At 70.5% G+C, this 11,593-nt stretch carries 9 protein-coding genes; 2 read left to right on the top strand and 7 right to left on the bottom strand.

What is annotated here, in order from left to right; genetic code table 11:
- Positions 1-230: hypothetical protein (locus ABZ749_RS17660; protein WP_357228926.1), on the bottom strand; the 230-nt coding region annotated here is incomplete at its 3' end.
- A gap of 19 nt (positions 231-249) precedes the next feature.
- Here ABZ749_RS17660 and ABZ749_RS17655 point away from each other — a divergent pair.
- Positions 250-3,204, top strand: a complete 2,955-nt coding sequence (locus tag ABZ749_RS17655; RefSeq protein WP_357228923.1) for a fibronectin type III domain-containing protein — start codon at positions 250-252, stop codon at positions 3,202-3,204.
- A gap of 232 nt (positions 3,205-3,436) precedes the next feature.
- Here ABZ749_RS17655 and ABZ749_RS17650 read toward each other — a convergent pair whose 3' ends face one another.
- The 4 genes from ABZ749_RS17650 to ABZ749_RS17635 form a co-directional block, all read right to left on the bottom strand.
- Entirely contained in the window at positions 3,437-4,420 is a 984-nt protein-coding gene (locus ABZ749_RS17650; RefSeq protein ID WP_357228920.1) for a hypothetical protein, read from the bottom strand.
- Between the two features lie 16 nt (positions 4,421-4,436).
- Positions 4,437-4,982: a hypothetical protein gene (locus ABZ749_RS17645; protein ID WP_357205098.1), complete on the bottom strand. Its 546-nt coding sequence runs from the start codon at positions 4,980-4,982 to the stop codon at positions 4,437-4,439.
- Between the two features lie 250 nt (positions 4,983-5,232).
- The gene (locus ABZ749_RS17640) at positions 5,233-6,255 is read right to left on the bottom strand and encodes a DUF4331 family protein (protein ID WP_357228918.1); all 1,023 of its coding nucleotides are present in this window, start codon (positions 6,253-6,255) and stop codon (positions 5,233-5,235) included.
- A 170-nt stretch (positions 6,256-6,425) separates the two neighbouring features.
- Positions 6,426-7,685 carry a family 16 glycosylhydrolase gene (locus ABZ749_RS17635; RefSeq protein WP_357228916.1) on the bottom strand — a complete coding sequence of 420 codons (1,260 nt, stop codon included), beginning with the start codon at positions 7,683-7,685 and terminating at the stop codon, positions 6,426-6,428.
- A 377-nt stretch (positions 7,686-8,062) separates the two neighbouring features.
- Here ABZ749_RS17635 and ABZ749_RS17630 point away from each other — a divergent pair, with 377 nt between their 5' ends.
- Positions 8,063-8,461: a hypothetical protein gene (locus tag ABZ749_RS17630; RefSeq protein ID WP_112585399.1), complete on the top strand. Its 399-nt coding sequence runs from the start codon at positions 8,063-8,065 to the stop codon at positions 8,459-8,461.
- Between the two features lie 18 nt (positions 8,462-8,479).
- On the opposite strand, the gene ABZ749_RS17625 is transcribed toward ABZ749_RS17630, so the two are convergent.
- A complete protein-coding gene (locus ABZ749_RS17625; protein WP_357228914.1) occupies positions 8,480-9,946 on the bottom strand; it encodes an aminotransferase class V-fold PLP-dependent enzyme in 1,467 nt (488 codons plus the stop codon).
- Positions 9,936-11,593, bottom strand: a 1,658-nt coding sequence (locus tag ABZ749_RS17620; protein WP_357228912.1) for an ATP-binding cassette domain-containing protein, incomplete at its 5' end; no start/stop codon positions are given. The genes ABZ749_RS17620 and ABZ749_RS17625, both read right to left, overlap by 11 nt.

The following is an 11,593-nucleotide window of genomic DNA, read 5'->3' as shown; positions in this document are numbered from 1 at the left end:
ATGGCGGAGGCAAGACGGGAAGATTTCACGGACGCGGACGATAGCCGAAGCCCACCGACCTCCTCGGCCATGCCGAGGAGGTCGGTGCGTTTCTGGGCGCCGAGCCCCAGGCCAGCTTTATCCCCGTACGAGAAATATGGGTGTTTTTGGGGGATATAGTCCAGCTCGGGGCTGGAGTGAAAGCTGGGAGTGGACATGTCGTTTCGGGGCCGGCGTCGTCCGAGCAGCATCGCAACACTGGCGGTAGCCGTGACCGTGGGAGTTCTCGCGGTCGCGCCCCTCCCGGCGTTGGCGGCCGGTTCCGTCCTGTTCGACCAACCCTTCCACAACAACACACCGAACGGCATCGGCGCTGTGGCGGTACCCGCGGTGCCCGGCCTCCTCGCCACGAACGCCGCCTGCCTGAGCGCGGCCGGCAACTCCACCATCGGCCCGCTGCTCAGTTGCACCACCTCCACCGACCCGCAGGGCGCCGGCAAACTGCGCCTCACCCCCGCCACCATCAACCGGCAGGGCGGAGTGTTCGGCGCGGTGAGCGTGCCCACCTCGCAGGGCCTGCACCTCACCTTCAACACCTACCAGTACGGCGGCACGAGCCCGGGCGCCGACGGCCTGGCCTTCGCGCTGGCCGCGGTGGACCCCGCCAACCCTAGGTCCCCGTCGACCCTCGGCCCGTCGGGCGGCTCGCTGGGCTACTCGGCGGCGTTCAACGGCGTGTCCGCGGGACTCTCCAACGGCTACATGGGCGTCGGTCTCGACGTCTTCGGCAACTTCAGCAACAGCACCTACCAGGGCACCGGCTGCACCAACCCGCCGTACATCTCGACCACCGGCGGTCGGGTCCCCGGCCAGGTCGTGATCCGCGGGCCGGGCCGCAACGGCGTCGGCTACTGCGCCATCGACAGCACCGCAGTCAGCACCTCGGCACCCGCCCTGCCGCTGCGGGCCAGCACCCGGGCCGCGTCCGCGGTGCCGGTCGAGGTCGTCATCAACACCACCTCGTCGCCGTTCACCACCGACTCCGGTATCACCACTCCGGCCGGTCAGTACCGGGTCAGGTTCACCCCGGTCGGCGGGGCCGCCCGGACCCTGTCAGGCGCGCTTCCGGTCGTGTCGCCCAGCCTGTACCCGTCACCGACCTGGCTGAACGCCAGCGGCTACCCACGGCAACTCGCCTTCGGCTGGGTGGGCTCGACCGGCTCGGTCACCGACTTCCACGAGGTCGACAACGCTCAAGCGGTCAGCTTCAACCCGGTGCCCGACCTGAACGTGTCACAGACCAGCTCCGTCGGCGCCTCCCCGCAACCCGGTGACCCGGTCACCTACTCGATCACCGCCGGGGTCGACGCCGGCGCCACCGAGACCTCGCCCATCTCGGTCACCCAGACCGTCCCCGCCGGTGTCGTCCCCCGCGCCGCGTACGGCTCCGGCTGGGTCTGCGCCGCACCGTCCGGACAGACCGTCACCTGCACCAACAGCAACGGCCCGTTCGCCGGCGGCACCTCCCTGCCGCCCATCACCGTCGTCGCGACAGTCACCGGCACCGGTGTCACACCGACGCAGATTCAGACCACGACAGTCGCGACCTCGTCGTCGATCGACGCCAACCCCGGCATCGCCACCGGCACCACACCTGTCGCGCCGGCCACCGCGCCGAGCGGCATCACCGTCACCCCGGCCCAGAGCTCCGTCTCCGGAGGTGTTCCGGCCACCGTGGGCGGCAGCAACCTCGCCGGCGCCACCGCGATCACCATCGGTACGGCCGCCGAACAGCAGGCCGGCACGTCGGTGCTGCTGGTGCCGTGCACCTCCGGCCCGGCCGCCGGCTGTTTCACAGTGAATCCCAACGGCACCCTCGCCATCTCCTCCATGCCCGCCCGGTCCGGCCCGGCGACGGTCACGGTCAGCGTCATCACCCGAGGCTCGGCCGGGTCGGCGAACTTCGTCTACGCCTCCACACCGGGCACGCCCACCACCCCCACAGCGGTCGCGGGCGTCACCAGCGCCACAGTGAGCTGGACCGCGCCGGACAACAACGGCAGCCCGATCACCAGCTACCTGATCACCCCGATCCGGGACGGCGTCACCCAACCGACCCTGACCTTCGACGCCTCCACCACCAGCCGCACCCTGACCGGGCTCACCGCAGGCTCGTCGTACGCCTTCCGCGTGGCGGCGGTGAACGCGTTCGGCACCGGCGCGGCCAGCCCACCCTCGGCGGCGGTGGTGCCGTACACAGTGCCGGGAGCACCGACGAACACCTCGGCCACCGCCGGCACCAACGCCGCCAGGGTGAGCTGGACCGCCCCGGCCAACGGGGGGTCGCCGATCACCGGTTACACGGTGACGCCATACCTCAACGGGGTGGCGCAGACACCCCGGGTCTTCAGCGGAACCGCCACGACCCAGGTCGTCACGGGGCTGACCGCCGGTGCCACGTACACCTTCCGGGTGGCCGCGACGAACGCCGGCGGGACCGGCCCGCAGTCGGCCCCCTCCGGGCCGGTGACGGTCAACGCGCCACCGACGCTGACCTTCCCACCGCCCCCACCCGGCAAGGCGTACGAGCCGTACCAGTATCAGCTCACGGTGACCGGCGGCACCGGCCCGTTCACCTGGTCGGTCAGCGCCGGGAGCCTGCCCGCCGGGCTGACCCTCGACCCGGTCACGGGCCTGCTCTCCGGCACGCCCACAGTGTCCGGGACGTTCCCGTTCACCGTCCGGGTGACCGACTCGTTCGACCAGTCCGCGACCCGACCGGTCGACCTGGTCATCACCCCGCTCGGTGGACTCTCCATCAGCGTCCCGGCGATCTCGGCGCTTGGCACCGTCACCTCGGGCACCACCGGCGTCTCGGGCCACCTCGGCCCGGTGACCGTCACCGACGACCGTGGCCCCTTCTCCGGCAACTGGGTCAGCGTCGTCTCCAGCACGAGCTTCACCACCGGCTCCGGCTCGGGGGGCGAGACCATCCCCAACAGCAACATCACGTACGCCTCGGGCCCCGCCCTCGCCAGCACCGGGGTCGGATCGTTCGTCCCGCAGCCCGGGGCGGTGCTGAACACCCCGCGGGTGGCCGCGGGATGGTCCGGCCAGGCGGGAGGCCCGAACTCCGCCACCTGGAACCCCACGCTGTTCGTGAACCTCCCGTCCGGGGTGGTGGTCGGCAACTACGTGTCGGTCGTGACGCACTCCGTCATCTAGCCCCCGCCCCGCCCCGCCTCCTGCCTCGCCCCGCCCGCCCCCCGGCACCCCCGGCCCGCGACCTGCACCTCCCGCCCCAGCTCCGTCGATCATGGAGTTGTGGTGGGTGGCGAATCGGTCTTGTCGCCCTCAAGTCGGGCACCACAGGTGCATGATCGACTCGCGAAACGATGCTGCCCGGCCGTTCCGGGGAACGGCCGGGCAGATGGAATGGGGCGGTGTGGGTGGGTGGTCAGGCCCACTGGGCCTGGCGTCGGCGGACGAGGTACCAGCCACCAAGGGTGACCAGCACCAGCAGGGCGATGCCGCCGACCGTGTAGACCAGCCAACTCGGCCCGCTGGACGTCGCGACAGTCATCGGCGCCGCGACGGGTAGGACGATCTTCCCGGTCGCGGTGCGTTCCACGGTGCCGCTGGCGAGCTTCGCGTGCACGTCCCAGGTTCCGGCGGGCAGGGCCTGGTTGACCTCGATCCGGACCTGACCGCTCTGGCCGGGCAGGATCGTCACGCCGTTGGTCACCTTGAACGGACCGGCCTGGACCGCCGCCTTGGTCAGCGACAGGGTGCCTGTCATGTCCAGCGCACGTTCGCCGGTATTGGTGACCTTCGCGGTGACCACGGGGAATTCACCGGCGCCCGGCTCGGCGGCCAACCCTTCGATCCGGAAGTCCGTTGGCGGCTCACCACCGGGACCGATGTCGAGGTAGACCCGGATGCCCACCCGGTGGATCTGGGTGACGTTGCCGGTGCGCTCCTTCGTGCTGGTGACCTGCGCCCAGATCGCGGCGTACCGCTCGCCCTTCGACGCCTTCTTCGGCACGGCGACCTCGACCTCGACCGGTCGGCGCTCGCCCGGGTCCAGCCGCATCGTGGCGGTCTTCAGCCGGATCCACCCGCTCAGTTCGTTACCCGTACGCCCCTCGGGCACGGTGAAGGCGTTGTTCTCGACCGAAGCGGCTCCGGAATAGAAATCGATCTTCTGCACCTCGGCGGAGGTGTTCTGCACCTCGACCCGGCGGTTGATCGTCGTGCCGGGTTTCAGGTGATCCACGATGTAGACCTGGGCCCTCGGGTCCTGTACCCGACTGGCCGGGATGTCCAGCATCCGGATGCTGATCGCGGCTTCCTCGGCCGGGTCCTGTCGCTGCTCCCGCACGGCAACGGCTGGTGCCGCCGAAACCCCGAGCGCCACGAGGGCGACCGAGGCCAGCAGCACCAGCCGGCCGAGCGGCTCAGAACACCGAATGTGTCACCGTCCCGGTGTAGACACCCTGGACGGTGCCGACGGGGATGTTCACCACCAGGGTGGGGTTCCAGGTGGCGAAGTTGTTGCCGGTGCCGCCGGTGTGGGTCATCGCCGTCCGAGGGACATTGATGATCACCTGCTGGGCCGCCGTGGGTTGGCCCGGCGTGAAGGTGCCAGTGCCGGCGGTCGCCGTGGCGGGGCCGGACCAGTACAGAACGTTGATGTTCGGGATCGTCTCTCCGGAGGAGCCGCCACCGGTGGTGAAGTCGGTGGAGATGACGCTGGCGGTCCAGTTGGGGGTGAGCGAACCTCGCTGGTCCAGCACGGTGACCGGGCCGAGCAGACCGGTGACGGTCGAGCCCTCAATGCCGTGACCGATGTTGGCCGTCGCCGGCACGGTGATCGACAGGCCGCCGGCGGCGTCGACGGTGAGGGTCACGATCGTGTCGCCCGTGGTGTCCGCGGCGGCCGGTCCGGCGAGCGCGACGACGGCGGCGACGCCGGCCAAGCCCGCGAGAATCTTTCTACGCATCGAGTCTCCTTTGTCCTAAAGAGCGCTGGGAAGCACTTAAGAGACTATCTACGCAAAACGCCCATACGGGCTGGAATAGCTCGAGCGTCACCCGGTGGGCCTTCGGTGATCGTGCTCGACCCTGGGTGTGGTGGCGTGGTGTGTGCGTCGAGCACAAGCGTTGATGGCCCCTGCGCGTGCTGGGCCCTCACGGCGGGCGCGCACGGCAAGGGCTCGGCGCCGTACCGGCCGCCGAGCCCTACGAGCGGATTCAGGCCGCGACCACGTACGGGAACGTGGCGGAACGCGCGGCCTTGGTGACCTCCGAGGTGAGGCCGGCAGTGGTGCCGGTGTTGAGGACCAGGGAGAACATCACCTCGGGCGCGTTGTCGGCAAGGGTTCGTCCGTTGCGGACCGCGAAGCCGAAGTTCGCTGCCGTGCCGACCTTGTACGACAGCAGGTCGGGGTAGAGCTGCCGGGCGACGCTCCAGCCGTACGCCTGCGGATCCGGTGCGGTGCCGTTCGCCTTGACCACCCCGGCGACCGCGTTCGCGATCTCCTCCCCGCCCTCGGCGAGGTCGTTGCCGGGGTGCCGGAAGTTGGCGGGGTCGGAGAAGTCGGTGTCGTGGGGCCAGAAGATCGGCCACATCATGGGGTGGCCGGCGCGGTTGATCTGGCGCCACCCGCCCGCGTCGGTGGCCAGCATGGTGCGGCACCACACGCCGATCTCGGTGCCGTCGCGCAGCAGCGGCTCGTCGTGGGAGACCTCGAGGACGATCGACTCGACGGTGGTGCCGGCGAAGCTGTTCTTGGCCTGGTCTACCCGCCACGCCGAGCGGTCCACCCGCGAACCGTTCTTGACCGCGCCGTTGATGGTGGCGAGTTCGTCGAGGTCGACGAAGAAGGGGTCGGCGATCCGCCCGGCCCAGATCCGGACGTTGCCGCCGGTCGTCACCTCGCCGGTTCGCCCCTCGGCGATGGGGGTGCCCATCGCGGCGTCGTCGCGGGCGTCCGCGCCGGTGAGCTCGTACAGCTGGAGGGTCTGCCGGGCGTCGCCGTCCGGCTCGCCGAAGGCGAACCGGTACGTCAGGTCCTCCGCCTCGGTGCCGTTGATGTGAATCTTGATCTCGTAACGCGCCTCGGCGTGGAAGCCGCGCTTGATGTCGGCCTTTGTCACCGAGCTGTTGACGTCCATGACGAACACGGTGGCGCGGTCACCGTTGAAGACGTACAGGTCGTCGATGTACAACTGGCCGCCCTGAGCGGCCAGGGGTGTATCGAGGTGGTGCGACATGAGCTCACTCCCGGGACTGCCGGATTCAGGACTAATCCGAACATAGTGGTCATGAGCCTGGCCTCCCCGCCCATCGAGTCAATCCGGTTCGAGGAGGTGGGCGAAGGACGCTACGGCGATGGGCCGCCCGAGTGACTCCTCGGACGGCCCACGCCTTGGTGCTCGGGTGATCAGATGCGGGACCACTTCTGGTTGGCGGCGCCGAGGCAGTCCCACAGGTGCAGCTTGCCACCGTTGTTGGGGTTGGCCTCCCGTACGTCGACGCACTTGTTGGCGTTGAGGTTGACCAGGTCGCCGGCGCCGTTGAGGGTGAAGCGTTGCGCGGTGTTGCCGTTGCAGCTGACCAGGTTGACCTCGGTGCCGTTGGCGGTGCCGGCCCAGGCCGGGTCCATGCACTTGCCCATCGCCCGGACGGTCCCGTCGGACGCGAAGGTCCAGCTCTGGGCCGCCGTGGTGTTGCAGTCCCAGATCTGGAGCTTTGCGCCCTCGACCGGGTCGGCGCCGGGGATGTCGATGCAGCGACCGCTCTGCGCGCCCCTGATCCGGTTGGTGCCCGGAGTGGGGTCGCCCCCGCCACCCGAGGTGTAGCTGGACACCCGGACGTAGTCGACGAGCATCTGCTGCGGGAACTGGGTCGAGCCGTCGGGGTAGCCGGGCCAGTTACCGCCGACCGCGACGTTGAGGATCATGAAGAAGGGGTGGTCGAACACCCAGCGGTTGCCACCGAGCCGAGCGGGATCGACCCGGTGGTACTGCACCCCGTCGACGTACCAGGTGATGACGTTCGGCTCCCAGTCCACCCGGTAGGTGTGGAAGGTGTCGGCGAGCGGTGCGCCGATGGTGCGGCTGCCAGTGATGCCACCGGCTCCGGAGTAGCCGGGCCCGTGCACGGTGCCGTAGACGGTGTTGGGCTCCCGGCCGATGTTCTCCATGACGTCGATCTCGCCGGCGTCGGGCCACCCGCCGCCGGTGCCGAGCATCCAGAAGGCCGGCCAGATGCCCTGACCGCGCGGGATCTTGATCCGGGCCTCGAACCGCCCGTACGTCTGGGTGAAGGTGGCCGCCGTCAGCAACCGCGCCGACGTGTACTCGCAGCGCCCGTAGTGGCACTGGTAGTTGGCGGGATTGTCCCGGCGGGCGGTGATGACCAGGTTGCCCTGGCCGTCATGGACCGCGTTGCTGGTGCTGTTCGTGTAGTACTGCCGCTCGTTGTTGCCCCAGCCGCCACCGCCGGTGTCGAACCGCCACTTGTTCTGGTCGACGGGCGTGCCGGCGGGGGAGTTGAACTCGTCCTGCCAGCTGATGGGACCGATGGCGGCCTCGGCCCGGTCGGGGTGCGCCGGGACGACGAGCGCCGTCGCGGTCGCGACGAGGGTGGCCGCCAGGAGTACGAGCGGGCGGAAGCGGAGGCTGGGCCGGGCTGTGAACACGGGAGGCTCCTCAGCTTGGGGGTGATGGAGGCGGTTTACCAGGATAGAGAGCGCTCTCTAAGCGAAGCATGTCGATATCATGTCCTTCTGTCAAGAGTGTTTCCAATATAACGACCGTCCGTTACCGCCCGATGCTGACGAGTGAGCGGTGCAGTGCCGACGCCGCTCGTCGCAGTGGCATCGCTCGATGGCTCCGAGATGGACGACGTCGACCCATCGAAGGAGCTCGGCGCGGCCGAGGGTTACTCGATAGCGGTCGAATCGACCCTTCCTATTGCCGTGGGGCGTCCACGCGGGACAGGATGACGAGGCGTGCCGGAAACTTTCCCGTAACCTGCGCGCTGCTGGTCTCTGTCACAAGGAAGTGGGAGTCAGTCATGAGCGAGGCGTCGACGGCGCTGGGTGTGCGCCTCTACCCGGATCTGGTCGAGCGGGGTGGCCTGGCCCCCGCGCTGATCGAAACTGCTGCCCGCCACGGGCTCGACGTCGGCCGGGTGACCGCGCCGGAGCAGGGGCGGGCCCGGTTCACCTGCGCCGAGCTGCACTCCGACGAGGGCGTGGTCTGCGTGGGGCTGGGATCGCAGGCCCGGTACTTCATGATTGACCTGCGCGTCTCGGGAGAGGTTCTCGCCCGCGGCGACGTCATGGACCTGGTGCAGGTCGCCCAGGTGGCCGCTGCCTGGCGGGCCGGCCTGACGTTCGCCGAGCTGACCGCCCGGTTCCCGTTCATGGAGGAGATCAAGCACCGCCCCGCGCCGGTGGCCCAGGTCAGCTAGTCGGCCGGGTCGGGCAGGTCAGCAGCGCAGCCGAGGTGGCAGTGGTGACTCCGTACCGGCCCTCCGGTTGAGGTAGGTCGACTGGACGAAGTCGACGAGGCGCTCCGCGTCGGTCGCGGTCGAGGCCAGTCCGAACGAGACGCGGACCGCGCCGCCCGTCGGCAGCCCCAGCGCGGTGAGGTACTGGTCGATCGTGTCGACCCCCGCCAACAACCGCTGCCGCATCGACGTCCGGCTCATCCCGAACGCGCCCTCGGCCGCGCCCGGATTGCAGAAACAGCCGGTACGCAGGGAGAGGCCCGCCGCTGCCGCCTCCCGCGCCACGAGCCGTTCGTCGACCAGCGTGCCGTCCGGGTGACGGAGGTTGAAGGTCACGGTGCCACCGCGCCCCGCACCCGTCGTCGGCCCGTACACCTGGACCAGCGACCCGCCGGTGTCGTGCCGCAGGGTGGCCAACCGCTCCAGCAACCACTCGGTGAGCAGGCCGACCCGGGCGTGGACCAGGTCCACGCCGATCGAGTCGAGCCAGCGCAACCCGAACTCCACGTCCGGGATGCTCAGGAAGTTGAGCGTGCCGTCCTCGAACGCCGACTCGTCGTCCATCGGCCGGTGCCAGTCGCCCTGGACGCTCACCGCGCGGATCGTGCCGCCGGCGAACCACGGCCGGCGCAACCGGGCCAGCGCCGAACGGCGGGCCAGCAGCGCGCCGACCCCCGTGGGGTAGCCGAAGAGCTTGTACCAGCTCAGACAGACGAAATCCGGTCGGACGACGCTGAGGTCCAGCCGGTTCGTCGGCGCGAAGGCGGCCGCGTCGAGCAGCACGTCGTAGCCCCGCTGCTGGGCCAGCTCCACCCAGCCCAGCGGGTGCTGTACCCCGGAGAAGTTGCTCTGCGCCGGGTAGGCGAACAGCCCGCGACGACCGGGCCGGCTCCACCGGCGGGTCAGGCCACCCCGGCCGGCGTCGAGCGCCGCGACCAGGTCCGACTCGGCGATCCGCAGTTCCGGCCCGTTCAGCGGCAGGTAGCGTACGGACGCGCGAGCCGACCGGGCGTACTCGCGGATGCCGTTGACCGAGTTGTGGTTGTCCCAGGTGAGCACCAGCGGCGCGGCCCGGCCGAAGTCGTACGCCTCGCCGACCAGCCGGCAGGCGCCGCTGGCGTTCGGGGTGAAGATGACCGCGTACTCGTCCGGGTCGGCGCGGAAGAAGTCGAGCACCGCGCGTCGCGCCGACTCCACCAGCGAGCCCGCCGCCACGCTCGTGGGGTTCTCCGAGTGGGGGTTGCTGTAGAGGCTGGCGAGCAACCGGTCGTGGTGGGCGCGAACCTGCGCCTGGGCGGCCACCCCGGCTCCGGCGTAGTCGAGGTACACCTGCCCGTCGGTGTCCAGGTGCCGGTACTCGGTGGCGCGCAGCTCGTCGATCCGGCCGGTGGCGGCGTATCCCGGCAGCGCCCTGGGGGAGGCGGGGGGCGTCGGGTCAGGACCCACGGCGGGGATCCCGTCGGAGCAGGACCGCCCAGGCCGCGCCCAGGAAGAGCAGCACGAAACCGCCGAGCACCAGCCAGTCGACCCACACCGGCCGGGAGAAGCTGTCGCCGTACGTGGCCAGCAGCGGCGGGCCGAGCGGGGAGCCGCCGTCGCGCCAGAGCCGCTCCACCCCGGCGGTGTGTCCCAGGCCCTCGAACGCCCACCGGTTCGACATCGCGTAGCTGAGCCACTGACCGCCGACCGCCATCGCCGGCACCGGCAGGATCGCGCCGACGAACAGCACCTGTGGGAAGCAGAGCATCGGCAGCATGAGCGTCGCCTGGGCCGCGTCGGACACGGCCGCCGAGCAGAGCAGACCGAGGGCGAGCGCCGCCGCCGAAGAGAGCAGCAGTGTCGCGTACAGGGCGGCGAAGTCGGCGCCGCCGACCGGCGGCAGCCGGTCCATGCCGCGCAGCACCCCGAGCAGGGCCAGGTCCACCAGGGCCAGCAGCGGCAGCAGCACCGCCACCTTCGCCAACAGGTACGGGACCAGCCGGACCCCGGCCAGCCGCTCCCGGCGCAGGATCGGCAGCTCGGTGCAGATCTGGAGGAGCCCGTAGGTCAGCCCGAAGAAGAAGCCGCCGAACGCGATCCAGAACAGGATCATCACGGTGACCGTCGGGCTGGGTCTGGTCGGCTCGAACGCCCCCGGGCGGAACAGCAGCGCGAACATGCCGAGCACCATCAGCGGCGAGCCGAGCAGGATCGCCAACGTCAGTCGGTTACGGACGACGATCTCCGTGTTGCGCGCGGTGAGCACCGCCCACTGGCGCAGCCGGCCGACGGGCCGGGACGGCGTCGCGGCGACGTCACCCCCGTCGGGCGTACGGGGCGGCTGTTCGGCCGCGCGCCGCTCGGCGAAGCGATCGGGCCACTCGGCCGGCTGCGTCGCTTCGTCGAGCCGGAGGTGCACCTCGGCCAGGGACCGCAGGCCGAAGAACTCCCGGGCGGCGGTCGGGGTGCCGGTGAACGCCAACCGGCCCTGACGGGTCAGCACGACGACACTGTCGCAGTGGTCCACGTCGGTGACCTGATGAGTGGTCAGCACGACGGTGGTGCCCGTGTCGGCGAGCGCGCGGAGCACCCGGAGCAGCTCCACGGCGATCGCCGGGTCCAATCCGGAGGTGGGCTCGTCCAGGAAGAACACGCCGGGTCGGGTGAGCAGCTCGACGGCGATGCTGGCGCGCTTGCGTTCGCCGCCGCTGAGCAGGCCGACCGGCGTGGTGGCCCGGTCGGTGAGTCGCAGCTCGGCGAGCACCTCCGCGACCCGGTCACTGATCTCGGCCGGCCCGGCGGTGGAGGGGAGGCGCAGTCGGGCCGCGTACCGCAGGGTGCGGGCCAGGGGCAGCTCGCGGTGGATGATGTCGTCCTGGGGAACGACACCGATGGTGCCGGCGGTGGTGTTGCCGTCGTACGTGACGGTGCCCGCCACCGGGCGCTGTACCCCGGAGAGGATCTCCAGCAGGGTGGTCTTGCCGGCGCCGCTGGCACCGATGATCGCGACCAGCTCACCCGGCGCGACGCTCACCGAGATGTCGGTCAGGATCTGGCGACCGCTCCGGACGCTCTGGCCCAGCCCCTGAGCGGCGATGCCGACACCGGCACGTG

It is taken from the genome of Micromonospora sp. NPDC047753 (assembly GCF_040642735.1).
In the GTDB taxonomy this organism is placed as follows: domain Bacteria; phylum Actinomycetota; class Actinomycetes; order Mycobacteriales; family Micromonosporaceae; genus Micromonospora.
This window is presented reverse-complemented; position numbering and strand designations above follow the sequence as displayed.

Coding starts and splice junctions, on each gene's coding strand:
- ABZ749_RS17645 (WP_357205098.1), bottom strand. CDS start 4,982: ATGCGTAGAAAGATTCTCGCGGGCTTGGCCGGCGTCGCCGCCGTCGTC.
- ABZ749_RS17640 (WP_357228918.1), bottom strand. CDS start 6,255: ATGTCGCACCACCTCGATACACCCCTGGCCGCTCAGGGCGGCCAGTTG.
- ABZ749_RS17630 (WP_112585399.1), top strand. CDS start 8,063: ATGAGCGAGGCGTCGACGGCGCTGGGTGTGCGCCTCTACCCGGATCTG.